Here is a 24,872-nt window from a genome sequence, read left to right as displayed (position 1 = left end):
CATGGAGAAAGAACAGCGTATGCCTCATCCTGCGGCACTAAACTTGAAGCCTGAAGATTTTCAGAAGATTGGTCCTGATGAGAAGCAATCCGAGGTAATACAGCGTGAAAGCTTATCTTCCTGGAGAGATTCCTGGGAGAGATTGCGCAAGAACAAGCTGGCAATGACAGGCTTGATTATTATGATCCTGATTGTCATCATGGCCATCATCGGCCCGATGATCTCTAAATATGATTATGAAACGAATGATTTGATGAATACGAATATGCCGCCTTCATCAGAACATTGGTTTGGAACCGACGATCTGGGCCGCGACGTCTTTGTTCGTACCTGGATGGGAGCTCGGATATCCTTGACCGTTGGTCTTGCAGCAGCTGCGATTGACTTGATGATTGGCGTAATATATGGCGGCATCATGGGTTATTTCGGTGGCCGCGTCGATGAGTTCATGAATAAGTTTGCGGAAATTTTGTATTCCATTCCGTACCTGCTCGTTACGATCTTGCTGTTGGTTGTATTCGAACCAAGTTTAGGCACGATCATACTCGCCTTAACCATCACGGGGTGGATTAACATGTCCTGGATCGTGCGGGGCGAGATCATGCAGCTGAAGAGCAGAGAGTATGTGCTCGCTTCACGCTCGATGGGTGCGGGAACTGCCCGCCTGCTGTTCCGGCATTTGATTCCGAATGCGATGGGCCCGATCATCGTTACCTTGACCTTGTCGGTTCCAAGCGCAATCTTTGCCGAGGCTTTCCTGAGTTTCCTTGGTCTTGGCGTTCAAGCACCGGTTGCATCATGGGGCTCCATGATTAATGATGCCTTGTCCGGATGGATGTATTATCCATGGCGGATGTTGTTCCCTGCTCTATTTATCAGCTTGACGATGTTGGCATTTAACATTTTCGGTGATGGATTGCGTGACGCGCTGGATCCGAAATTGAAAAAATAGGAGGTGGGAAGGTATGGAACCGATCTTGCAGGTGAAGGACCTCAACGTATCGTTTCGTGTTCGCGGCGGTGAAGTAAAGGCAGTCCGCGGCATGAATTTTGAAGTCGGCAAGGGGGAGACGGTTGCCATCGTCGGTGAGTCCGGAAGCGGTAAAAGTGTTACCGCCCAGACCATTATGCGATTGATTCCGTCCCCGCCCTCGGAAATAAAAAAAGGAGAGGTCATTTTCCAAGGACAAGACCTTCTCAAAAAAACGAACAAACAGATGGAAGCGATTCGCGGCAAGGATATCGGGATGATCTTCCAGGATCCGATGACCTCGCTCAATCCAACCATTAAAATAGGAAAACAAATCACGGAAGTGCTGGTCAAGCACCAAGGGATGTCATTCTCGGAAGCCAAGAAACATGCCATCGAAATGCTGAAGCTGGTGGGCATCAAAAACGCGGAAGAGCGCTTCAACCAGTATCCGCATGAATTCTCCGGCGGTATGCGCCAGCGCGCGATGATCGCGATCGCCCTTGCATGTAAGCCGACCCTGCTGATCGCGGATGAACCGACGACTGCCCTTGACGTTACCATTCAGGCGCAGATTATGGACGTGATGAAGGAAATGCAGGAGCGTTTGGGCACATCCATCATTCTGATCACCCATGATCTCGGCGTTGTTGCCGGCATGTGCGACCGCGTGATCGTCATGTATGCGGGCGAAGTGGTGGAAACGGGAACGAAATGGGAGATTTTCAAAAATCCGCAGCATCCTTATACCAAAGGCTTGCTTCGTTCCATGCCGCGCCTGGATCAGAAGAAGGACGAGCCGCTGATTCCGATCATCGGTACGCCTCCCGATCTCATTAAGCCGCCGGTGGGCTGCCCGTTTGCCGCTCGCTGTGATGAGGCTATGCGAATTTGCGAACGGGTCGACCCGGGCGCAACGGAATTCAGCGACACGCACATCGCGCGCTGCTGGAATCTGCACCCGATGGCGAAGGAGGCGCAGGGCTCATGAAGGATAACCATTTGATTGAGGTAAAAGGCCTGAAGAAGTATTTCAACGTTGGCAAAGGTCAAGTGCTTAAGGCGGTTGACGACCTGAATTTCTTCATTCGCGAAGGCGAAACGCTTGGTATGGTGGGTGAGTCCGGCTGCGGCAAGTCAACCGCAGGACGGACGATTCTTCGCCTCTATGAACCTACGGCCGGGAGCGTTAATTTTAACGGAACGGACATTTACAAGCTGTCCCCTGGCAAGATGAAGGCGATGCGCCGCGATATGCAGATGATTTTCCAGGATCCGTATGCCTCGCTGAATCCAAGATTCACGGTGTCGGACATTATCGGCGAAGCCTTGGATATTCACGGAATGGCAGGCAGCCGCGCCGAACGCAAGAAGCGGATTGAGGAGCTGCTGGATATGGTCGGCTTGAACAGCGACCACGCGACGCGTTACCCTCACGAATTCTCGGGCGGTCAGCGTCAACGGATCGGGATTGCCCGCGCCCTTGCGGTAAACCCTAAATTCATCATTTGTGACGAGCCGATCTCGGCGCTTGACGTTTCGATTCAGGCGCAGGTTGTCAATTTGTTGAAAGATCTGCAGGATCGGCTTGGTTTGACTTATCTCTTCATTGCGCATGACCTGTCCATGGTTAAGCATATCAGCGACCGGGTAGCGGTGATGTATTTGGGCAAAATGGTGGAGCTGGCAGACAGCGAGGAACTGTATGCGAACCCGATCCATCCGTACACGAAAACCCTGCTGTCCGCGATTCCGATTCCGGATCCTGAAATTGAGGCAAACAAAAAGCGCCTCAAGCTGGAAGACGATTCGCAGGGGCCGATTTCGGCAGCCAAAGGCGAAGACGGAACGGTTCAGCTGGACGTGAAGGATTCGGAGCTGGTCGAAGTGTCCAAAGGACACTGGGTTGCCAAAGCCTACGCTTAAGTCATCCATACCTGCTAATAGGAAGCTGCTTCAAGAATAGCCGCTGGCATCGTGCCGGCGGCTATTCTTTTCCTTTGACGCACAATGCCAACATTCGGTACAATCAAGAAAGGCAAAAAATAAAGAAACAAATTTACCTGCATGCACAATCTAGATTTGGTTGCGACGTAGAATAGGAGGCATACCTCATGAATATCGTTCCGGAACCATTATCCCTCGCTTCGCGTCTCGCCCATGATTATATTCACCATTTCGACCGGGTAAGCGGGTTCTACGGTGAAGATCACCGCGGCGAGCACGGCTATGCCGAGCGGGTACAATGGCTGGATCTTTCGGAAGACAAACGAATTCAGCGCAAGTCGCTGGCAGCATGTCTTCGGACGTATAACCAGAAACACAATGATCACCCCGCCGTACATAAATCACTTCAACTGCTGGAACAGCCCGGAACTGTTACCATGGTTGGTGGACAGCAAAGCGGTTTGTTTACCGGCCCCCTGCTTGCCATATATAAAGCCATCACCGTGATTCAGGCTGCCCGCGAAGCGGAGGAACGCTTGAATCGTCCCGTTGTGCCTGTATTTTGGATCGCCGGAGAGGACCATGACTGGGATGAGGTCAATCACACGTATTTCCTGACTCCGGATCAGCAGCTGTCCAAAATCAAGCTGGATGCCAAGGACGGGCTCAGGACATCGGTGAGTTATACCGATGTTCCTGAAGAGGACTGGTCGATGATGCTGGCAGAGCTTCAGACGCAGCTGGCGGACAGCGAATACAAGGCAGACCTGCTGAAGCTTGCGTCTCAATCGTTTGACGGCTCGGCCGGATTAAGCGAGGCATTCGCTAAACTCATCGGCTGCATGTTCGGCAAATATGGACTGATCCTCCTGGATTCCGCAGACCCGGGACTTCGGGCGCTGGAAGTGCCCATATTCGAATCGCTGATTACCCGCAACGAGACACTGGGACTTTCGTACCAGCAGGCTGCAAGGGATATCGACGGACTGGGCTACGAGGTCCAGGCCGACGTATCCGAGAACGGGGCCAATCTGTTCTACTTGCATGAAGGCAGACGCCTGCTGCTGTACCGGGAAGGAGGCGTGTTCTCCGACCGCAAGGGCATCGTTTCTCTCACGAAGGAAGAATTGCTTCGGGATTTGCATCAGTTTCCTGAGCGCTTCAGCAATAACGTGCTGACCCGGCCGATCATGCAGGACTCGCTGCTCCCCGTGCTGGGGACGATACTCGGTCCCGGCGAAATCTCTTACTGGGCGATTACGCGCTATGCATTTGCCGATATGGGCTTGCAGATGCCGCTAATCATCCCGAGAATGTCTTTCTCCATTGTGGACGGCGCCGTCCACAAGCTGATGGAGAAATACGGATTGTCCTTCGAGGATGTTCAGCTTCGCTTGTCCGAGAAGCGCGAGGCTTGGCTGGCAAGCAAGGACGAACTGAATCTGGAGGAACGCTTCAGCGAAACCCGGAAACAATTCGAAGCATTATACCAACCTTTAATAGAAGATCTTGGCAAAATGCAGAGCGGACTGTTAAAATTAGGTCTAACCAATAAGGATAAAATATTGGAGCAAATGGATTACCTGTTAAGTAAATCCCGGAATGCCCTGGAACAGCAGCATGAGGCCGCCTTGGCGCAGTGGAAGCGCATCGAGCAGACGCTGCTCCCGGAAAGGAAGCCTCAGGAGCGGGTATACAACATACTGGAATACATGAATCGTTACGGATTGAATCTGGTGGATCGCCTGATGGAAATCCCATACGATGCTTCGGGCATGCACCGCGTCGTTTACGTATAATGATCAGGAATTCAAACATCAGATCCTAGGAGGCTGTTAAATGAGCTCATCATCAATACAAACCAGCAATATTGCCGACCTGAAACTGGCGCCGGAAGGTCATCTCAAAATTGATTGGGTGCAGGCGCACATGCCGGTATTGAACCGGGTACGCGAACAATTCGAGAAAGAACAACCGTTCAAAGGCTTGAAAGTGGCCATCTCGCTGCATCTGGAAGCGAAGACCGCGTATCTGGCGAAGGTCATCCAAGCCGGCGGAGCCGAAGTGACGATTACCGGCAGCAATCCGCTGTCTACGCAGGATGATGTATGCGCGGCGTTGGTGGAAGACGGAATCACGGTGTTTGCCAAGTACAACCCGGATCCGGAGGAATACAAGCAGCACCTCATCTCGACGCTGGAAACGAGACCGGATCTGATCATCGACGATGGCGGAGATCTCGTAACGATCCTTCACTCCGAGCGCACGGATCTGCTAGAAGGAGTGCGAGGCGGCGCCGAAGAGACAACGACGGGCATTCTGCGCCTGAAATCGCTGGAGAAAGAGGGCGCTCTGAAATTCCCGATGGTTGCCGTGAATGACGCGTACTGCAAATACTTATTCGATAACCGTTACGGTACGGGGCAATCGGTCTGGGACGGAATTAACCGAACGACCAACCTGGTGGTTGCAGGCAAAACGGTTGTTGTCGTCGGCTACGGCTGGTGCGGCAAAGGCGTGGCGATGCGCGCCAAGGGTCTCGGCGCCAACGTCATCGTGACCGAGATTGATCCGATCAAGGCGGTTGAGGCTTACATGGACGGCTTCCACGTTATGCCGATGCGCGAAGCGGCTAAACGGGGAGACTTTTTCGTAACCGTCACGGGCAACCGCGACGTCATTAGCGGAGAAGACTTTGATGTCATGAAGGATGGCGCCATTTTGTCCAATGCCGGGCACTTCGATGTGGAAGTCAACAAACCGGATCTGTCGGAGCGATCCCAATCGGTTCGGACGGTTCGCCGCAATATCGAAGAATACCATTTGAAGGACGGCCGTAAGATCTATTTGCTTGCAGAAGGCCGTTTGGTGAATCTGGCGGCAGGAGACGGACATCCGGCAGAAATCATGGATATGACGTTTGCGCTTCAGGCCTTGTCGCTCAAACACGTGAATGATCAGTACCAGAGCATCGGCAACCGCGTCGTGAATGTTCCGTACGAGCTGGATCAACAGGTTGCATTATATAAACTGGAAAGTCTAGGTATCCATATCGACAGCCTGAGCGCTGAGCAGAAATCCTACTTGGACAGCTGGGCCCAGCATTAAACCGCAGCAGCTTCAGATCATTTGCAGACCTCCTTTCCATCCCCCGACGGGATGAAAGGAGGTTTTTTGCGCGGTTGTTCTGAGAGAAAGTTCCAAAAAAACAAATGCAGCTCAGAAGGGATTTGATTCTTGACGCCGAATCTATTATCCTAAAGTGGTGGAAAGTGGTGCAAAGTGGGGAATCGGGGTTAAGGAGTGGAATGCCTGATGTTTATGGGGGAGTTTCAGCATAGCATCGACGATAAGGGGAGAATCATCATCCCCGCTAAATTTCGCGACCTCCTGGGCACCTCGTTTATCGTAACCCGCGGATTGGACAATTGCCTCTTTGTATACCCCAAAGATGAATGGGCCATCATGGAGCAGAAGCTCAAATCCCTACCGCTCATGAAGTCGGATGCACGCGCATTCACCCGGTTTTTTTTCTCCGGAGCGACGGAATGTGAATGGGATAAACAGGGAAGGGTAAATTTGCCGGGCAATTTGCGCGAGTTCGCCAAGCTCGAGAAGGAATGCGTCGTCATCGGCGTATCGAGCCGCGTGGAGATCTGGAGCAAGGAGCAATGGCAGAATTACTATCAGCAGTCGGAGGAAGCGTTCAACGACATTGCTGAGAAGCTGGTAGACTTTGATTTTGACTTATGACCAGCTAGGAAAATCCCGTAATCGAAATGGACAAGTTACACTAAAAATCATGTAAGAGACACAATGGAGGGCTGCAGCTTTGTTCCATCACATCACAGTGCTTAAGCAAGAAGCGACAGAAGGGCTGCGCATCAAACCAGACGGTATATATGTTGACTGTACGCTCGGGGGGGCGGGGCACAGCTCGCTCATTGCTTCCCAACTAAGTTCGGAAGGCCGGTTGATCGCTTTGGATCAAGACGACTGGGCATTGAATAACGCCCGGGAGGCCATGAAGCCTTATGCGGACCGGATCACTCTCGTTAAGACCAATTTTCGCGATTTGGAGGAGGTGCTCCGACGCGAAGTGGGGGCTGGCGAGAACGGGCAGCCGCAAGTTGACGGTATACTGTTCGATTTGGGCGTATCTTCTCCGCAATTTGATGAAGGGGAGAGAGGGTTTAGCTACAATCATGATGCCCCGCTGGATATGCGGATGGATCAATCCGCCGAGCTTACAGCAGCCAAGATTGTAAACGAATGGCCGGAACAGGAAATCGCGCGGATATTGTACCAATACGGCGAAGAGAAGTTTTCAAGGCGGATTGCCAAGGTCATCGTTGAAAGAAGGGCACAGAGTCCTATTCAGACAACCGGAGAGCTTGTCGAAATGATTAAGGAAGGGATACCGGCCGCGGCTCGAAGAACGGGCGGCCACCCGGCGAAGCGAAGCTTTCAAGCATTTCGCATCGCGGTAAACGATGAGCTGGGCGCTTTCGAGGATGCGCTTCATCAAGCCGTAAGATGTCTAGCACCGGGAGGAAGGGTCTCTGTTATTACCTTCCACTCGCTCGAAGACCGGATATGCAAGCAGATTTTTAACAGTTACATTCCCAAGTGCACGTGCCCTCCAGACTTTCCGATGTGCGTATGCGGAGGCGGCCAAGGCGATCTGAAGCTGGTAAACCGTAAACCGCTTATCCCGTCGGCGGAAGAAATTGAGAGTAATCCAAGGGCGCGTTCGGCGAAGCTGCGGATTGCGGAGAAACTGTAGTAACATTAAATCCCTGAAGAAGGAGAATCAGCCATGGCTTACACGCGCGGCAATTTAGCCGTACAGGAGAGACAGAAGGAAACGCAGCAGTCCGCTTATCTCGAGAAGACCAAAGTCGTTAAACGTCGTTCCCAGCTTCCGCAAAAAGAAAAGCTGCTGTATTTGTTGTCCGTGGTGTTCGTGGTTGCCGTCATGGGCGTCATCGGCATGAGTCATGTTCATTCCTATGACCTGAACCGGCAGATCCAGGCGACGGAGAATGAGATACTTAAAGCTAAACGAAACATCAGTCAACTTCAGGTAGAGAAGCAGACGCTGGAGATGCAGGTATTGGACAAGGCGAAAGAGCTCGGTTATGTGCCGATTGAGGACGATAACATGATCCATCTATCACCTGTCTCGGGAGCAACCGGGACACAGGATTCAGACTCGGGACAAAATGATTGAAGTGTGAGGTTTTGACCGATGATTAAAAAAATCAAACTGCGTACCGTGCTAATAGGGGGATGTATAACCCTCTTTTTTGCTTTATTGATTGGTCGGGTATTTTGGCTGCAGGTGATCGATAACGACTTCTGGAAGGAACAAGCCTTAGCGAAATGGTCCAGAACCCAGGACTTGCCGGCATCCCGCGGTACGATCATGGACCGGGACGGCGACATCCTGGCCATGGACGCCCCCGCCTTCACGGTCATTGTAAACCCTGCGGTCATCCAGGCTAACGGCCTGGAGGATGAGGTCGTTAAAGGGCTGCACGAAACCCTCGGCAAGGATGAGGATAAGCTTCGCGAAATGGTTCAAGCCAAAGGCAAGGACGGGGAATACCTCAAGGGCGTGGAAGTCCGCAACGAAGGATGGAAGATCAGCCAAGAGAAGATGGTAGAGGTTAAAGCGTTCAGCCAAAGCTTGAATGATAAATTGAAGGCCGCAGGCAAAGTCCCCGATTCGGGCATCGGCTTTCAACGCGAGCAGAAACGCTTCTATCCCAAAGAGACATTGGCCGCGCATATGCTGGGTTATACCGATCGTCAAGGACAGGGGATCGGAGGCATTGAGCAGTTTTATGACGAGATGTTGAAGGGGACCGACGGATTCGCTTCTTACAAGAGCGACAAGAAGGGAGTCAAGCTGCCCAGCGAGGATGATTTATACCAGCCTGCAATAAATGGGAAAAATTTAGTACTGACGACCGACGATACAATCCAGTATTATATCGAGGAAGCGATGCGCGACACGTATAACCAATATAAACCAATCAGCATGACGGTGATCGCGGCGGATCCGAACACGATGGAAATACTGGGGATGGCCAACATGCCGACTTTTGATCCCAATACATATTCGAAGTGGAATCAAAAGAATTTTATCAACCATGCCGTGCGGTCCATCTATGAGCCGGGATCGACCTTCAAAATTGTAACCCTGGCCAGCGCAGTGCAGGAAAAGCTGTTTAACCCGGGTGATATCTATCAATCCGGATCCATCAGGGCGGGGGGAAGAACCCACCGGGACATTAACAGCGTAGGGTGGGGCCCGATCACCTACCTGGACGGCGTGAAAAAGTCGAGTAACGTTGCTTTTGTTAAACTCGGATACGAAATGCTCGGCAAGGAGCGGTTTACCAATTATATTCGGGAATTCGGTTTTACCGAGAAAACGAATATTGACCTGCCGGGGGAAATTCTCGGTACCTTGAACATGACCTATGATTCCGATATTTCAACCATGACCTACGGTTACGCCGTATCCGTAACGCCTATACAACAGATTGCGGCCATTTCCGCCGTTGCCAACGGCGGCAAGCTCATGGAGCCGCATATGGTGAAGGAGATCGAGGACCCCAACACGGGCGAGGTTCAGAAAATCGAGCCGAAAGTCGTGCGCCAGGTCATATCTCCCGAAGCCGCAAGAGAAACAGGGACTTACCTTGAGCAGGTCGTAGCCGACCAATTAAACGGCACAGGCAAGCTTGCGTATATCGACGGATACCGCGTTGCGGGCAAAACCGGTACCGCCATTAAATCCGGCGGCGGATATAAAGACCGTTCGAAACAGGTGGTTTCGTTCATCGGGTACGCACCCGTCGAAAACCCGAAGATTGCCGTGCTGGTTATTATCGACGAACCGAACGTGGAGAAGGGCGGCGGAACGCTGGCGGCACCGATTTTCAAAGAAATCGTCTCCAAGACATTGAATTATTGGGGCGTTCCCAAATCGACTGAAACTCAGGACAAAGAAAAATCGAATACGGGAACGGCGCCGAAGGATTCCCTTAAAGCACCGGACTTTACGGGAATGAAGCTCAGCGAAGTAAAGGCCAAGCTGTTGAAGGACGGAGTTGCGTTTGAGACATTGGGTAATGGAAGCACCGTGAAGGAGCAGTATCCGCCCGCAAATGCGACCATCAGCGTTGGACAGCGCATCTATCTTCTTACAGAGGACAGCCCATCGATGAAAATCCCGAATTTAGAAGGAGAATCGCTTAGGGACGCCATGGAGGTGCTCACCTTGATGAAAGTAAAGGTGAACGTTCAGGGCGAGGGTTTCGTTGCATCGCAATTGGAAGCCAAAGAGAATGGCCAGCGGATCGTGCAATTAACGCTGAAATCGGCTCAAGAGCTGATAACGGGGAGCAGCAGTACCGATGAAACCTCCTCCGATGGCAACGAAAATGCGAACGGGGAAGAAACCGGCGACAAAGAGACGGAAGGAACCCCCGATAACGAAGCCGAAGCAAACGACCCAGGACAAGGCGATACAGAAGGGGAATAGCTTGTTCTAACCCGGGTTTGTCCCGAATACTCATGTGAAGAACGCATATCATGAGCTTTCGGGTTCAAACAGGGAGGGAAGCTTAGGTGAAAGTATCCAAGGTATCGCAGCGGAGAAGGCTGCTCTGGAGCCTGCTGCTGCTGCTCCTGCTGTTCTCTGCGCTGATCATCAGACTGGCCTATGTGCAGATCGGGAAAGGCGCGGAGCTGTCGGCGAAGGCGGAGGACCTCTGGCGCCGCGACATTCCGTTCGCGGCACAACGTGGCGAAATTCTGGACCGTAACGGAACCGCATTGGTTACGAATATAACGACACCGACCATTTGGGCGATTCCTGTACAAATCAAAGATCCGGACCATACAGCCGAGACGTTGGCCGGGCTGATCAGCATGGACAAGGCCGATATCAAGAAGATCATTACGAAACGTTCGAGGTTGGAACGGATAAATCCCGGTGGACGAAAAATTACGATGGAGCTGGCTCAGGAAATTCGTGATTTGAAGCTGCCGGGTATCGTTGTTGCTGAGGATAACAAACGGTATTATCCCTACGGCGATCTCGCGGCCCATATTTTGGGGTTTACGGGAGCCTACAGCCAGGGACTCACCGGCCTGGAAGCCATGCATGACGACAAGCTGAAGGGCTTCGAAGGCGGAATATCCTATTTGTCCGATGCCGGCGGAAGAATCATGCCGGGCTCCTCGGAGAAATACGTAGAGCCCCGCGACGGTCTGAATCTGGAGCTGACGATCGATAAATCGATCCAGTCCATCATGGAGAGGGAGCTTGACCAGGCCATGGTGAAGTACCAGGCGAATGGAGCATGGTCGATTGCCATGAATCCGAAGACGGGCGAGATTTTGGCGATGGCCAGCAGGCCGGGGTACTCCCCTGCCAACTATCAGGAATTTTCAGCGGAGACATACAATCGCAACTTGCCGATCTGGATGACCTATGAGCCGGGCTCGACGTTCAAGATTATTACGCTTGCCGCTGCCCTCGAAGAGGACAAGGTCGATCTGAAGAACGACCATTTCTTCGACAGCGGGGCGGTAGAGGTCGGCGGAGCCAGGCTGCGCTGCTGGAAGAAAGGCGGCCATGGCAGTCAAACCTTCATGGAGGTTGTGCAGAACTCCTGCAACCCGGGTTTTGTGGCATTGGGCCAGAAGCTGGGCAAGGAAAGCCTGTTCCAGTATATCCGGGATTTCGGCTTTGGAGCGAAGACGGGCATCGATTTGAACGGGGAAGAGAACGGCATTCTGTTCAAGCTCGATAACGTTGGCCCTGTGGAGCTGGCCACAACGGCGTTTGGCCAAGGCGTATCGGTTACGCCGATCCAGCAGGTTGCGGCCGTGTCCGCCGCCATTAACGGCGGTAAGCTGTTCAAGCCGCACGTCGCCAAGGCTTGGGTCAATCCGGAGACGGGCGAGACGGTGGAGGAGATCAAACCGGAGCTCGTCAGACAAGTAATCTCGGAGGAAACCTCCAAGCAAGTGCGCGAGGCACTCGAAAGCGTCGTCGCCAAAGGAACCGGACGTCCGGCCTTCATCGACGGTTATCGTGTGGGAGGGAAGACCGGTACCGCCCAGAAGGTGATTAACGGCCGTTACTCTTCAACCGAGCATATCGTCTCCTTCATCGGATTCGCGCCAGCCGATGATCCGGAAATCGTGGTGTACACGGCGGTGGATAACCCGAAAGGCATACAGTTCGGCGGCGTCGTGGCAGCCCCGATCGTGCAGAATATCCTGGAGGATGCGCTGCACTATATGAACGTTCCGCCGCGCAAAGACCAGCTTGCCCGCGAATACAAGTACGGCGAGACACCGACCGTGACCGTACCTAACCTGGTCGGTGCAACCGTTCAGGATCTGTATGAGGACTTGAATATGAACTTCATGCTGGCCAAGTCCGGAACCGGCAATACGGTGATTTCCCAGGCGCCGAAGCCGGGAAGCCGGGTGGAGCGAGGGTCCACCATTCGGATTTACATGGGTGAAGACCCGGGGGAATCCAAGCACGAACACTAAGGCATCATCCGGTCGGCAAGCGAAGGGCGGATGATGCAGATATATAGAGAGAGGGATAACAATGAACTTAAAGCAATTATCATCCGTATTGGCCGCTGCTGTTATCGAGGGATCCGGAGATGTTGAAATTACGGGGATAGAAACAGACTCCAGACAAGTAAAACCGGGGGATTTGTTCATTTGCCTGCCGGGCCATACGGTGGATGGACACCAGTTTGCAGCCCAGGCCGCCGGCAAAGGCGCCGCGGCGCTGGTCGTTGAACGCAAGCTGGAGGTTGACCTCCCGCAGGTCATCGTGAAAGACAGCCGCTTCGCGATGGCGGGTTTGGCGAATGCCTTTTATCATCAGCCGAGCTCCCGCATGAAGATGATCGGCGTAACCGGTACGAACGGCAAGACAACGACAACGTATTTGATCGAGACGATCATGAACGATTTCGGGTTGAAAACCGGATTGATCGGCACGATTCAGATGAAATACGACGGCCAGTCCTTCCCGATGCCGAGAACGACGCCCGAGGCGCTGGAGCTTCAGCGTTACTTGAACGATATGGCCAATGCAGGCACCGAGTGCTGCGTGATGGAGGTATCCTCGCATGCGCTCGAACAGGGGCGCGTGAAGGGAACGGATTTCCGGACGGCCATCTTCACGAACCTGACCCAGGACCATCTGGACTATCATCACACGATGGAAGAATACCGCGGCGCAAAAGGGTTATTTTTCTCCCGGCTGGGCAACGCTTTTGCCAAGGATGAATCCGCGCGCAAATATGCCGTCCTGAATGCGGATGACGATGCTTCGGCATATTTCGCCAAGCAGACCGCGGCGGAAGTGATTACCTACGGTTTGGGTGAAGATGCGGATGTGCGGGCGAGCAATATATCGATCACCGCGCAAGGCACCTCGTTCCATGTGGATACGTTCCGCGGCAGTGCGGACATTTCGATTCGAATGGTAGGGAAATTCAACGTGTATAACGCCATGGCTGCGATCGCGGCAGCGCTCCTGGAAGGTGTGCCGCTCGAAGATATCAAGAACAGCCTGGAGTCCGTGCCCGGAGTCGATGGCCGCGTAGAGGTCGTGGATGAAGGCCAGCCGTATGCCGTGATCGTGGATTATGCCCATACGCCGGACGGACTTGAAAATGTGCTCCGCACCGTCAATGAATTCGCGGAAGGCCGGGTGCTCACCGTTTTCGGCTGCGGGGGCGACCGGGACCGGACCAAACGGCCGATCATGGGTAAAATCGCTGCGAAATACAGCGATGTTGTATTGGTAACTTCCGATAATCCCCGTACCGAGGATCCGGAGTTGATATTGAAGGATATCGAGGCCGGATTGGTTGAGGACGGTGTGGCAACCGAAAGCTACAAGCTCATCGTCGATCGCCGGAAAGCGATCGAAAAGGCTATTGAAATGGCAAGCCCGGGCGATGTAGTATTGATTGCGGGGAAAGGTCATGAGACCTATCAGCTGATTGCGGGCGAAGTGCTTGATTTTGACGACCGCATCGTAGCCAAAGACGCGATAAGGGGCAGACAATAGTGATCCATAAATCATTAAAGAGCATCGCCGACATGTGCGGCGGAACGCTCTCACGTAACCAAGATGACAACATCATCATTCAAGGAGTCGGTACCGACTCCCGAACCATACAGCCGGGCAACCTGTTTGTTCCGATTGTCGGCGAGAAGTTTGACGGGCATGAATTCGTGGAGAGCGTGCTCGCCGGCGGAGCAGGCGCGGCATTCTGGCAGAGGGATCATCAGCCGGTTCCCGCCGACCTTCCGCTCATTTTCGTGGAGGATACATTAAAGGCGCTCCAGTCGCTTGCGGCGGCCTATTTGTCCGAGAGCAGAGCCAAGGTGGTGGGCATAACCGGCAGCAACGGCAAAACCACCGTGAAGGACATGGTGTCGGCACTGCTTGAAACCACGTATAACGTTCACAAAACGCAAGGCAATTATAATAATCATATCGGGCTTCCGTTAACCGTACTGGCAATGAAGGAAGGCACCGACATTATCGTGCTTGAGATGGGTATGAGCGGACGACATGAGATCGAGCTGCTCTCGAATATAGCCCGTCCGGATTTAACCGTGATCACCAATGTCGGGGAAGCGCATTTGCTGCAGCTCGGTTCCCGGGAAGAAATCGCACGGGCCAAGCTTGAAATTATCAGCGGCATGAAGCCCGGCGGTTTGCTGATCTATCATGGGGACGAACCGCTGATCCGTCAGGTGCTTGCTGAAGAGACAACGGTGAAGCCGGAGGGGCTGCGTACGTTTACGTTCGGAAATCAAGATACCAATGACGATTATCCGACGGGACTCATGTTCCATGCCAGAGGAATCATTTTTACTTCGAGCCGGCATGCAGGCGAAGGCTTCAGCCTGCCGCTCCTCGGCCGCCACAATGTGGTAAACGCCCTGGCAGCCATGGCCGTGGCGACCCATCTGGGCATCGGCGATGAAGCCATTCGCAGCGGGTTCGCCCATCTGAAGCTGTCGAGCATGCGGATCGAAGCCGTAGAGACCGCGTTCGGGGTAACCGTGCTGAACGATGCCTACAATTCCAGCCCGACGGCGGTGAAGGCGGCTGTAGACGTGCTTGGCGATATGAAGGGTTACCGCCGCCGGATCGCCGTGCTCGGGGACATGCTGGAACTTGGTCAGCGGGAAGAGTCATTCCATGCCGAAATCGGAGAGTATTTATCTCCGGACAATGCGGATCTGGTATTCACCTACGGTCCGTTGTCTCTTCATACGGCGAATAAAGCGAAAGCTCGCTTCCCGGAAGGGGCCGTGCTTTCTTTTACGGATAAAGAAAAGCTGATCGAAGCCCTGCTGGAGCAGGTTACGGAGAAGGATATCGTATTGGTGAAAGCCTCGCGCGGCATGAGGCTGGAGCACGTGGTTGATGCCTTGAAGGCACTGCCGGGCAGCAACAACGGAGTGAGGGGGTGAGCTGATGGACTTTCAATTGCTGTTATTGACAATCGGTGTAGCGTTTGTGCTTGCGGTGATATCGGCTCCGCTGCTCATTCCGCTGCTGCGGCGTATGAAGTTCGGCCAGCAGGTCAGGAACGACGGTCCGCAGAGCCACTTGAAAAAAGCCGGGACGCCAACGATGGGCGGCGTCGTCATTCTTTTAGCTTTTACGCTGACTTATATTAAATTTTCGCCTGTCGATACCGATTTCTACGTGCTGATCGTAGCCACGCTCGGTTTCGGTTTGATCGGCTTTCTTGACGATTACATCAAGATCGTGTTTCGCAGATCATTAGGACTTACGGCCCGGCAGAAGCTCTTTGGACAGCTTCTGTTTTCCGGTATTATGTGCTGGCTGTTGATTTCCAATGGCCACAGCACGGCAATCAGCGTACCGGGCATGGATTGGTCCTTTGATTGGGGCCCATGGTTCTATTATCCGTTCATCGTGGTCATGATGCTTGCAATCAGCAACGCGGTCAATTTCACCGACGGATTGGACGGCCTGCTGTCCGGCGTCAGCGCGATTGCCTTTGGCGCCTATGCCATCGTCGCGATCCAGTCCACCTCGTTCGCGGCGGCGTTCTGCGCGGCTGCGATGATCGGCGCGGTGCTCGGGTTTCTGGTATTTAACGCTCATCCCGCGAAGGTGTTCATGGGTGATACGGGTTCTTTAGGCATCGGCGGTGCCATCGGCGCCATTGCCATCGTAACCAAGAGCGAGCTGCTGTTCCTGATCATTGGAGGGGTCTTCGTCATCGAGATGCTATCTGTTGTGCTTCAGGTGATCTCCTTCAAAACCCGGGGCAAACGAATATTCAAAATGAGCCCGATCCACCACCATTACGAATTGTCCGGGTGGTCGGAGTGGCGCGTTGTTTTTACATTTTGGGCCGTGGGACTGGTACTTGCGGGACTCGGACTCTATATCAACAAGGGGTTGTAACATATGAAGCAGCTAGATGTTTATCGGGATAAGCATATCGTCGTGTTGGGTCTTGCCAAAAGCGGAGTGCAGGTGGCCAAGGTGCTGCATCAAGCCGGCGCCTCCGTCATCGTGAATGATCGAAAGGAAAGAGAACAGTGTCCTGAAGCCTCGGAGCTCGAGGCTTTGGGTATTTCTGTTATTTGCGGCGGGCATCCCGATGACCTCATTCATCCCGGCGTGGCGCTCCTTGTCAAAAACCCGGGAATTCCGTATTCGGTCCCGCCTGTCCAAAAGGCGATCGAGCTTGAAATTCCGATCGTGACCGAAGTCGAAATCGCCTATCACCTCTGTGAAGCTCCCATAATCGGCATCACGGGCTCGAACGGCAAAACAACCACGACGACTTGGGTGGGCCAGCTGCTGGAAAACGCCGGCCTTTCTCCGATCGTTGCCGGCAATATCGGCACGCCCCTATCCGAGGCTGCAGCGACAGCCACCGAACATGACTGGATGGTCGTGGAGCTGAGCAGTTTTCAACTAAAAGGAACGGAGGCGTTCCGGCCGCGCATTGCCTGTCTCCTCAACGTGACGGAAACGCATCTGGATTACCATGGCGGAATGGATGATTATGTGGCATCCAAAGCCAAGCTGTTTGCCAACCAGACTTCGGAGGATACCGCTGTGCTCAATTGGGATGATCCCGTGTGCAGAAACCTTGTCCCGTATATCAAGGCGCACATCGTGCCTTTTTCGATGAGCGAGAGCCTTCGTGAAGGGGTTCACATCACGCCGCCATATGCTCCCGGTGCCCAGGATTCGGACGACGACGATCAGGGGCGCAGAATCATTTATACAGACGGCGAAGGGTTTACCCATGAGATCATCCGTGTGGAGAACATCGGACTGCCGGGAAGATTCAATGTGGGGAACGCAATGGCGGCCTGTGCCATCGCCATAGCGGCGGGCGTTGCCCCCGATAAGCTGGAGGAAGCTTTGTCCAGCTTCCGCGGCGTTGAGCACCGCCTGGAATTTGTGGCGGAGCTTCAAGGCGTATCCTATTACAACAATTCCAAGGCAACCAACTCCAAGGCGACGCACATGGCTTTGACCTCGTTCAAGGAACCTGTCGTTTTGATCGCGGGGGGGCTTGACCGGGGATCGGATTACGAGGAGCTGATTCCATCCATGCAAGGGCGGGTGAAAGCGGTCGTGCTTCTTGGCGAAACCAGGGAGAAAATCGCGAACGCTGCCGCCAAGGCCGGATTAAAGGACATCATCCTCGTCGATAATGGGGAGGACGCCGCTTCGACATTGACCTCGGCTGTCCGGAAGGCTGCCGGGCTGGCGGAGAGCGGAGACATCGTTCTCCTGTCCCCCGCGTGCGCGAGCTGGGACATGTTTCCTTCCTATGAGACGCGAGGACGCATTTTTAAAGAGGCGGTGCATAACCTTTAAGTAGGGGGGTGGAAAAGCCCCTACTAAGGATGTACGAGGTGGCCTTTCCATGAACAAGAACCGCCAGGCGCCCGATCTGTGGCTGCTTATCTGTATTTTGGCCCTGCTGGCCATCGGAATCGTCATGGTATACAGTGCAGGCTCCGTCCTCGCTTTTCATGACTATGGCGATAAGTTTTATTTTGTGAAGCGTCAGCTGTTTTTTGCCTGTCTGGGGCTTGCTGCCATGTACTTCACATCGAGGATCGATTTTCGGGTTTGGAAGAAATACAGCAAGATTGCGCTGCTGGTCTGCTTTTTTTTACTGATTATCGTACTAATTCCAGGCATCGGCGTTGTTCGCGGCGGAGCCAGAAGCTGGCTCGGCATCAGCTCGTTCGGCATTCAGCCCTCCGAGTTCATGAAGCTGGGCATGATTCTGTTTCTATCGCGCTGGCTTAGCAAGCAAGACTATGATATTACATCATTTACCAGAGGGCTGATGCCGCCGCTAGGTTTGATCGGACTGGCATTCGGGCTGATCATGCTCCAGCCTGATTTGGGTACGGGCGCCGTTATGCTCGGTGCAGCGATGATGATCGTATTTACGGCAGGAGCACGGATGAAGCATCTGGGCTTTCTCGCTTTAGGCGGGATAGCCGGATTCATAGGCTTGATTCTGACAGCGCCCTACCGGCTGAAGCGGATAACCGGCTTTCTCGATCCATGGTCCGATCCGCTCGGCGCAGGCTACCAGATCATCCAATCCCTCTATGCGATAGGGCCGGGCGGACTCGGCGGACTCGGACTAGGCATGAGCCGTCAGAAGTACGCTTATGTGCCCGAACCGCAGACTGATTTTATTTTTTCGATCCTGGCCGAAGAGCTGGGGTTCATCGGCGGCTTGATTGTACTGCTCTTGTTCGCCGCCTTGGTGTGGCGGGGCATGAGGGTGGCCATGACGGTCACCGACGGCTTTGGCAGTCTGCTGGCCGTAGGGATCGTAGGCATGGTCGCCATCCAGGTCGTCATCAATATCGGCGTCGTTATCGGTTTGATGCCGGTGACAGGGATTACGCTGCCGCTCATCAGTTACGGAGGCAGCTCGCTGACGCTGATGCTGACGGCGCTCGGCATTCTATTAAATATTTCCCGTTATGCGAGGTGAAGGGTATGCGTGTCGTTTTGACCGGCGGCGGAACGGGGGGGCATATTTACCCCGCCGTTGCCATAGCAAGACAATGTGAGAAGGAAGATCCGAAGACGGAGTTTTTATATATCGGAGGCGAGCGAGGCCTCGAAAGCAAGCTGGTGCCCCAAGAGAAGCTGCCGTTCGAGAGCATCGATATCACGGGGTTCCGGCGCAAGCTGTCGATGGACAACGTGAAAACGATCATGCGTTTTTTCAAAGGCGTGAAGCGATCGAAGGCCCTTCTGAAGGAGTTTAAGCCCGATGTCGTGATCGGGACGGGCGGATATGTGTGCGGCCCTGTCGTTTACGCCGCCGCCAAGCTGGGAATACCGACCATGATTCATGAGCAGAACGCGATTCCGGGCCTGACCAACCAATTCCTCAGCCGATATGCGGATACGGTTGCGGTCAGTTTTGAAGGAACGGAGTCTTCTTTTCCTAAAGCCAAAAGAACGGTATATACAGGAAATCCACGTGCGACAACGGTTTTATCCGCCAATCGTGAACGTGGATTTGCTACGCTCGGCATTCCGGTGGACAGCCAGGTCGTTCTGATCGTCGGCGGAAGCCGGGGAGCCAAGGCGATCAATAACGCGATGATCGGGATGGCGCCGTTCATTCACAAGCTGCCGAACGTCCATTTTGTATTTGTTACGGGCGATACGTATTTCGAGAATACGCGGGAATCCATTCGGTCCCAGCTCGGCACCATGCCGAATCATCTTCATATTTTGCCCTATATTCATAATATGCCGGAAGTGCTTGCGGCTACTTCGCTGATCGTAAACCGTGCGGGAGCCTCATTCCTGGCGGAAATTACATCGCTTGGCATCCCATCCGTCCTTATACCATCACCGAACGTCACCAATAACCACCAGGAGGCGAATGCGAGGCAATTGGAGGAAGCGGGGGCATCCAGCATGATTTTGGAAAAGGACTTGACGGCTGAATCGCTGTTCCGAAAGCTTGAGGAGATCATGACCAACCGCTCTGCAAGAGAGTTGATGTCTGCGGCTTCGAAAGAGCTCGGCAAACCGGACTCGGCGGCCGTCATAACCCAAGAAATCCGCCGGTTAACCGGCAAACGCTAAAACGGCTGGGCGATTGTCACACACCTATGGAGCCTGACATAAGATACTCTATAATCGTGACACACCCATGAGGCCGGCATTACTGACAGCGGCCATCTCTTCATCCAGTTGAAGGAATGGCCTTTTGGTTTTGAAAGTCAAGGGAGGTTTATTTAAAATGCAGCAGTGGAAATCGCTACTATCAGAGGCCAATGTCGGAGCAGTGTTATGGAATGAACCGCTGGCAAAATATACGACATGGAAAATAGGCGGACCAGCCGATTGCCTGATTGTTCCTGAGAACAAGGAACAGCTCAAGGAACTGGTCACTCTTCTCCATGCCCATCACATACCTTGGACACAGCTGGGCCGCGGTTCAAACATGCTGGTTGCCGATAAAGGAATTCGGGGAGCGGTCATCAAGCTGGGCCAGGGTTTTGAGGAGCTTCGTTTTGACGGAGAGACGGTAACTGCAGGCGGCAGTCTGTCTTTTGTCAAACTTAGTGTTCTGGCCGGAAAACAAGGATTATCCGGGCTCGAATTTGCCGGAGGCATTCCTGGATCGGTCGGAGGGGCCGTCTACATGAATGCGGGTGCCCATGGGTCTGATGTGTCACGCATATTCAAGTCCGCTGACATTGTACTGGAAACAGGGGAATTGGTTACGTATGCTGCGAAAGATATGGCGTTTGATTACCGACACTCCATTCTGCATGAACGAAAAGGGATTGTGACTGAAGCGGTATTTGAGCTCCGTCAAGGAGACCGCAAGGAGATTACAGCCGTTATGGCCTCCTATAAGGACCGTCGCCGGCGTACGCAGCCACTCCAATCCGCAACGGCAGGCAGCGTATTTCGAAACCCGCCCGGCGACCATGCGGCGAGGTTGATCGAGGCTGCCGGTCTCAAGGGCCTGCGGATCGGAGGCGCGGAAGTTTCTTTACAGCATGCCAATTTCATCGAGAACACCGGTCAAGCGACAGCAGAGGACGTGCTCGCTTTGATGGAACGCATCAAGGAAACCATATCGGAGAAGAACGGAATTCAAATGGTGCCTGAGGTGTACGTTCTGGGCGAGCGGTAAACTCGGAGGTGATACATTGGACAAATTGGTGATTGAGGGCGGAAGGCCCCTATCAGGAACCATACGTATCCATGGAGCAAAAAATGCAGCTTTACCTATTCTAGCAGCAAGTCTTCTTGCAGAAGGGACTGTAAGATTAAGCAATGTCCCGCATCTGCTGGATATTGAAGTGATGCTCAGCATTCTCGGCCGTCTCGGCTCCAAATGCAAGCATGAGCTGGAGACGGTGACCGTGGATACCTCGTCGGCCAATTCGTTTCATGTCCCGGAAGATTTAATGAAGCAGATGCGATCCTCCATCTTTTTGATGGGACCTCTGCTGGCCCGTTTTGGCGAAGTGACGATCTACCAGCCCGGAGGCTGCGCGATCGGAGAACGCAAGATCGACCTCCATCTTAAAGGATTGCAGGCGCTTGGTGCGGAAATCGAGGAGAGCAACGATAAGATCCATTGCAGGGCCAGCCGTTTGATCGGAACCGATATTCATCTGGATTTTGCCAGCGTGGGGGCGACGGAGAATATCATGATGGCAGCTGCAACGGCGCTCGGCACGACGGTGCTCACCAATGCCGCGAGAGAGCCTGAAATTCAGGACCTTCAGCATTTCCTGAACAAAATGGGAGCGAACATTATCGGGGCAGGAACGGATACCATAACGATCCATGGCGTGGAGCGCCTGGAGCCTTGCGAGTATGAGATCATTCCAGACCGGATCGTAGCCGGAACTGTCATGATCGCAGCAGCGGTTACCCGCGGCAGCGTAACGCTTACAAAGACCAATCCGTCCCATTTAACTTCCCTTATACATGTGCTGAAGCGCGCCGGTGTTCAAACCAGTATATGCAATGATATAATAAATATAAGCTGCATGAGCCGTCCTAAAGCTGTGGAACGAATCGTGACTTCGCCGTATCCTTCTTTCCCGACTGATTTGCAATCCCAGGTCATGGTCTTGCTGTCCTTGGCGGACGGGTTTAGCGTGATGAAAGAGACGGTATTCGAAGGACGGTTCAAGCATGTGGAGGAACTCTCCCGCATGGGGGCGGACATTTCCACGGATCTGAACTATGCGTTCATACGCGGCGTTCAGAGAATTTACGGAGCCACCGTGGAAGCAACCGATCTTCGGGCTGGAGCGGCGCTCGTCATTGCCGGTTTGGCCGCGCAGGGAACGACCGTGGTGGAGCAAGTTCACCATATTGATCGCGGTTATGATCGTATTGAAAACATGTTCCAAGGTTTAGGCGCACGGATCTATCGTCAGTCCCCGGTGCCAAAGCCGCTTGATTTAGCCAATTGAGGTCCTGAGCATCCCCTCCAGGAGGAGGGGATAACAGGTCTTTATGGAGAGAGTGGATATGTCCAAGACACATATGCCTGTCCTGAAGCAGGACAAGCCCAAACCGAAAACGGCCAAAAAAATCATATGGATTCTTTTGCTGCTGTTTGCAGCTCTTCTGACGATCCTGTTTTTCCGGTCGTCGGTCAGCCAAGTTACCGAGATTCATTTTACAGGTAATACGTTTAATACAAATGAGCAGCTTACCAAGCAAAGCGGACTCCACATCGGAGACCAGTACTTTGGCGTCGACCCCACACTCGTGCAGGAGCGCCTGATGAAGCTGGGCACGATTAAGACGGCCGAAGTGGTCAAGAGCTTTCCCGGCGAAGTCAGTATTGTGGTGACGGAACATCCTACGGTTGCCTATGAGCTGTCCGACAGCGGCGAGCTCCAAGCGATTCTGTCGAGCGGTACCTCCGTTCCCGTCACGGCAAGCGGCATTGCCGTGGAGAAGCCGATTCTGACCAATTGGGATGCAAACGACCCCAACAAGGCCAAGCTCAGCAAAGTACTTGCCGAGATTCCGGGCAGCCTGACTTCGGACATTTCGGAGATCATGCCATCGCCAACGTTATCTTTTCCGGATCGGATCAAGATGTATACGCGTTCCAAATTCGAGGTCATTACTTCGGTTTCCTTGCTCCGTGACAAGGTAGAGTACTTGAATCAGGTTACCGAAATAGAGCGGCCGGGTGTGATTACGATGCTGGAAGCCGATTCTTACGTGCCGTTTGAAGAAGAAGTTGGAGAAGACGCCGAGGAAGGGCAATAAACCCCTACTCAGGCATAGGAATAAATGGTACAATTGAAAGTATTGACAACTTGTTTCGGCTCTTCTTTTTTGAATGACTTTTACGGCCTGTTATAGCAAATGTTGGCAGTAAAAAAAATGTTGAAAAAAGAGGGAAAGACCCGCGAGTGTTGAATAAGTAGAAATGTATTCTTTATAATCAAAATTAATTTGCTAAAAACAGGAGGTGCCAGGGCTTGAGCAACAATGACATCATTGTTAGTTTGGACATCGGTACATCCAAAGTTCGTGCTATTATTGGGGAAGTTAATAATGGAACCTTTAATATTATTGGAGTTGGATCTGCCGACTCGGAGGGAATTCGCAAAGGTGCAATTGTAGATATCGACCAGACCGTACAATCCATTCGCAGCGCTGTTGATCATGCGGAGCGTATGGTCGGTATTCAAATATCCGAAGTTTATGTCGGCATATCTGGAAATCATATCGGACTTCAATCCAGCCACGGCGTTGTGGCAGTATCGAACGAGGATCGCGAAATTGGTGAAGAGGACATTGACCGCGTGCTGAAGGCAGCGGAAGTCGTTGCGCTTCCTCCCGATCGTGAAATTATCGATGTGGTTGCTAAACAGTTTGTAGTTGACGGTTTGGAAGGAATCTCTGATCCGCGAGGAATGATCGGCGTAAGGCTGGAAGTGGAAGCGACGATTATAACTGGCGCCAAAACGGCAATACATAACCTGTTACGCTGCGTGGAGAAATCAGGTCTGAAAGTGAAGGATCTGGTGCTGATTCCGCTTGGTGCGGGACAGCTGGCCTTGTCCAAGGACGAGAAAACGATGGGGTCCGTGCTGGTCGACGTCGGAGCGGGCTCAACCACGCTGGCTGTGTTCGAGGGAGGCAGCATTGCCGCAACCTCCACGCTTCCGGTAGGCGGAGATTTCGTGACGAATGATATCGCATACGGCCTGCGAACGCTGACGGATCAAGCAGAGAAGGTTAAACTGAAGTACGGGTGCGCGCTGATCGAGAGTGCCGCACACGAAGTAACGTTCAAGGTAACGAGAATTGGAAGCAATGTGGACAAGGAGTTCACTCAAGAGGATCTGGCAGCTATCATAGAACCTCGCGTTCAGGAAATATTCCAATTAGTGCGCCAAGAAATCAAGCGCTTGGGTTACAGTGAGCTTCCTGGTGGTTATATACTTACTGGGGGCACTATGTCCATGCCTGGTGTGCTGCAGGTGGCACAAAATGAGCTGGCGACTTCCGTACGGATTGCGGTTCCCGATTTTATCGGTGTTCGTGATCCGGGATACTGCAGCGGAGTCGGCATCCTCCATAATGCAATCCGGAACGTACGCGTACGGAATACAGGAGGAAGCAACAACAGCAGCGGAAATAGCAAGAAACCGGTGAACCGCGCTAAGCAGCAAAATCCTGTCGCAGCAACTCAGGAGACCAGCCAGAAGCCGGGATTTATTGAACGCCTGAAAAAGATGTTCAGCGAGTTTATATAGCGGATTCATTCGACTGTGGACGTGCCATCCACGCACATTGAGGGGGAGATGGATT

Annotated in this window: 20 protein-coding genes; all 20 read left to right on the top strand. The window is 53.1% G+C overall.

Translation table 11 applies throughout. From position 1 onward, the window contains the following. The first annotated feature begins 1 nt into the window (after position 1). The 20 genes from RB298_RS29730 to ftsA all read left to right on the top strand — a co-directional run bounded on the left by RB298_RS29730 (position 2) and on the right by ftsA (position 24,817). Complete coding sequence (locus RB298_RS29730; protein WP_009590830.1) at positions 2 to 952, top strand: ABC transporter permease; 951 nt, start codon at positions 2 to 4, stop codon at positions 950 to 952. Positions 953 to 965: 13 nt separating this feature from the next. Further along, a complete protein-coding gene (locus RB298_RS29725) occupies positions 966 to 1,961 on the top strand; it encodes an ABC transporter ATP-binding protein (RefSeq protein WP_009590828.1) in 996 nt (331 codons plus the stop codon). Next, positions 1,958 to 2,896, top strand: a complete 939-nt coding sequence (locus RB298_RS29720; RefSeq protein WP_009590843.1) for an ABC transporter ATP-binding protein — start codon at positions 1,958 to 1,960, stop codon at positions 2,894 to 2,896. Before RB298_RS29725 ends, RB298_RS29720 begins: the two co-directional genes overlap by 4 nt. Positions 2,897 to 3,084: 188 nt before the next feature. Further along, positions 3,085 to 4,716 carry a bacillithiol biosynthesis cysteine-adding enzyme BshC gene (bshC, locus tag RB298_RS29715; protein ID WP_486049985.1) on the top strand — a complete coding sequence of 544 codons (1,632 nt, stop codon included), beginning with the start codon at positions 3,085 to 3,087 and terminating at the stop codon, positions 4,714 to 4,716. 40 nt (positions 4,717 to 4,756) lie between these two features. Continuing rightward, entirely contained in the window at positions 4,757 to 6,025 is a 1,269-nt protein-coding gene (locus RB298_RS29710) for an adenosylhomocysteinase (RefSeq protein WP_096773067.1), read from the top strand. Between the two features lie 207 nt (positions 6,026 to 6,232). Continuing rightward, a complete protein-coding gene (mraZ, locus tag RB298_RS29705) occupies positions 6,233 to 6,670 on the top strand; it encodes a division/cell wall cluster transcriptional repressor MraZ (RefSeq protein ID WP_009590832.1) in 438 nt (145 codons plus the stop codon). Between the two features lie 79 nt (positions 6,671 to 6,749). Then, positions 6,750 to 7,703, top strand: coding sequence for a 16S rRNA (cytosine(1402)-N(4))-methyltransferase RsmH (gene rsmH, locus RB298_RS29700; RefSeq protein WP_036666015.1), 954 nt, complete (start codon positions 6,750 to 6,752; stop codon positions 7,701 to 7,703). A 33-nt stretch (positions 7,704 to 7,736) separates the two neighbouring features. Beyond that, positions 7,737 to 8,150, top strand: a complete 414-nt coding sequence (locus tag RB298_RS29695) for a cell division protein FtsL (RefSeq protein WP_192569216.1) — start codon at positions 7,737 to 7,739, stop codon at positions 8,148 to 8,150. Positions 8,151 to 8,168: 18 nt separating this feature from the next. Then, positions 8,169 to 10,475, top strand: coding sequence for a penicillin-binding transpeptidase domain-containing protein (locus tag RB298_RS29690; protein ID WP_486049981.1), 2,307 nt, complete (start codon positions 8,169 to 8,171; stop codon positions 10,473 to 10,475). A gap of 86 nt (positions 10,476 to 10,561) precedes the next feature. Further along, on the top strand, positions 10,562 to 12,505 hold the full coding sequence (locus RB298_RS29685; RefSeq protein WP_015734232.1) for a stage V sporulation protein D: 1,944 nt from the start codon (positions 10,562 to 10,564) through the stop codon (positions 12,503 to 12,505). A 61-nt stretch (positions 12,506 to 12,566) separates the two neighbouring features. Next, entirely contained in the window at positions 12,567 to 14,051 is a 1,485-nt protein-coding gene (locus RB298_RS29680; RefSeq protein WP_486049980.1) for a UDP-N-acetylmuramoyl-L-alanyl-D-glutamate--2,6-diaminopimelate ligase, read from the top strand. Next, on the top strand, positions 14,051 to 15,472 hold the full coding sequence (locus tag RB298_RS29675) for a UDP-N-acetylmuramoyl-tripeptide--D-alanyl-D-alanine ligase (protein ID WP_486049978.1): 1,422 nt from the start codon (positions 14,051 to 14,053) through the stop codon (positions 15,470 to 15,472). The genes RB298_RS29680 and RB298_RS29675 overlap by 1 nt, the downstream gene beginning before the upstream one ends. A gap of 4 nt (positions 15,473 to 15,476) precedes the next feature. Then, positions 15,477 to 16,442 (top strand): phospho-N-acetylmuramoyl-pentapeptide-transferase, encoded by a 966-nt coding sequence (mraY, locus tag RB298_RS29670; RefSeq protein ID WP_009590845.1) that lies wholly within the window; start codon positions 15,477 to 15,479, stop codon positions 16,440 to 16,442. 3 nt (positions 16,443 to 16,445) lie between these two features. Continuing rightward, on the top strand, positions 16,446 to 17,879 hold the full coding sequence (gene murD / locus RB298_RS29665; protein ID WP_096773072.1) for a UDP-N-acetylmuramoyl-L-alanine--D-glutamate ligase: 1,434 nt from the start codon (positions 16,446 to 16,448) through the stop codon (positions 17,877 to 17,879). A 49-nt stretch (positions 17,880 to 17,928) separates the two neighbouring features. Next, complete coding sequence (spoVE, locus tag RB298_RS29660) at positions 17,929 to 19,026, top strand: stage V sporulation protein E (protein ID WP_009589659.1); 1,098 nt, start codon at positions 17,929 to 17,931, stop codon at positions 19,024 to 19,026. 5 nt (positions 19,027 to 19,031) lie between these two features. Next, the gene (murG, locus tag RB298_RS29655) at positions 19,032 to 20,141 is read left to right on the top strand and encodes an undecaprenyldiphospho-muramoylpentapeptide beta-N-acetylglucosaminyltransferase (protein ID WP_009589637.1); all 1,110 of its coding nucleotides are present in this window, start codon (positions 19,032 to 19,034) and stop codon (positions 20,139 to 20,141) included. 157 nt (positions 20,142 to 20,298) lie between these two features. Then, positions 20,299 to 21,204 (top strand): UDP-N-acetylmuramate dehydrogenase, encoded by a 906-nt coding sequence (gene murB, locus RB298_RS29650; protein ID WP_015734237.1) that lies wholly within the window; start codon positions 20,299 to 20,301, stop codon positions 21,202 to 21,204. 16 nt (positions 21,205 to 21,220) lie between these two features. After that, the gene (gene murA, locus RB298_RS29645) at positions 21,221 to 22,504 is read left to right on the top strand and encodes a UDP-N-acetylglucosamine 1-carboxyvinyltransferase (RefSeq protein WP_009589613.1); all 1,284 of its coding nucleotides are present in this window, start codon (positions 21,221 to 21,223) and stop codon (positions 22,502 to 22,504) included. 58 nt (positions 22,505 to 22,562) lie between these two features. Beyond that, complete coding sequence (locus RB298_RS29640; protein WP_486049974.1) at positions 22,563 to 23,318, top strand: cell division protein FtsQ/DivIB; 756 nt, start codon at positions 22,563 to 22,565, stop codon at positions 23,316 to 23,318. A gap of 215 nt (positions 23,319 to 23,533) precedes the next feature. Continuing rightward, positions 23,534 to 24,817 carry a cell division protein FtsA gene (ftsA, locus tag RB298_RS29635; RefSeq protein WP_009589690.1) on the top strand — a complete coding sequence of 428 codons (1,284 nt, stop codon included), beginning with the start codon at positions 23,534 to 23,536 and terminating at the stop codon, positions 24,815 to 24,817. The last annotated feature ends 55 nt before the right edge of the window (positions 24,818 to 24,872 follow it).

The organism is Priestia sp. BR_2, assembly GCF_041954005.1.
In the GTDB taxonomy this organism is placed as follows: Bacteria; Bacillota; Bacilli; order Paenibacillales; family Paenibacillaceae; genus Paenibacillus_AQ; species Paenibacillus_AQ lautus_A.
The sequence above is the reverse complement of the archived record's forward strand: the minus strand, read 5'-3'. Positions and strand labels throughout refer to the sequence as shown.

What these genes read in the sequence shown, in the direction of transcription:
- RB298_RS29725 (WP_009590828.1), top strand. Translation starts at nt 966, where the DNA reads ATGGAACCGATCTTGCAGGTGAAGGACCTCAACGTATCGTTTCGTGTT.
- RB298_RS29690 (WP_486049981.1), top strand. Translation starts at nt 8,169, where the DNA reads ATGATTAAAAAAATCAAACTGCGTACCGTGCTAATAGGGGGATGTATA.
- RB298_RS29640 (WP_486049974.1), top strand. Translation starts at nt 22,563, where the DNA reads ATGTCCAAGACACATATGCCTGTCCTGAAGCAGGACAAGCCCAAACCG.
- murD (WP_096773072.1), top strand. Translation starts at nt 16,446, where the DNA reads ATGAAGCAGCTAGATGTTTATCGGGATAAGCATATCGTCGTGTTGGGT.
- bshC (WP_486049985.1), top strand. Translation starts at nt 3,085, where the DNA reads ATGAATATCGTTCCGGAACCATTATCCCTCGCTTCGCGTCTCGCCCAT.
- murG (WP_009589637.1), top strand. Translation starts at nt 19,032, where the DNA reads ATGCGTGTCGTTTTGACCGGCGGCGGAACGGGGGGGCATATTTACCCC.
- RB298_RS29710 (WP_096773067.1), top strand. Translation starts at nt 4,757, where the DNA reads ATGAGCTCATCATCAATACAAACCAGCAATATTGCCGACCTGAAACTG.
- RB298_RS29730 (WP_009590830.1), top strand. Translation starts at nt 2, where the DNA reads ATGGAGAAAGAACAGCGTATGCCTCATCCTGCGGCACTAAACTTGAAG.
- RB298_RS29720 (WP_009590843.1), top strand. Translation starts at nt 1,958, where the DNA reads ATGAAGGATAACCATTTGATTGAGGTAAAAGGCCTGAAGAAGTATTTC.
- RB298_RS29680 (WP_486049980.1), top strand. Translation starts at nt 12,567, where the DNA reads ATGAACTTAAAGCAATTATCATCCGTATTGGCCGCTGCTGTTATCGAG.
- spoVE (WP_009589659.1), top strand. Translation starts at nt 17,929, where the DNA reads ATGAACAAGAACCGCCAGGCGCCCGATCTGTGGCTGCTTATCTGTATT.
- murB (WP_015734237.1), top strand. Translation starts at nt 20,299, where the DNA reads ATGCAGCAGTGGAAATCGCTACTATCAGAGGCCAATGTCGGAGCAGTG.
- mraY (WP_009590845.1), top strand. Translation starts at nt 15,477, where the DNA reads ATGGACTTTCAATTGCTGTTATTGACAATCGGTGTAGCGTTTGTGCTT.
- RB298_RS29695 (WP_192569216.1), top strand. Translation starts at nt 7,737, where the DNA reads ATGGCTTACACGCGCGGCAATTTAGCCGTACAGGAGAGACAGAAGGAA.
- mraZ (WP_009590832.1), top strand. Translation starts at nt 6,233, where the DNA reads ATGTTTATGGGGGAGTTTCAGCATAGCATCGACGATAAGGGGAGAATC.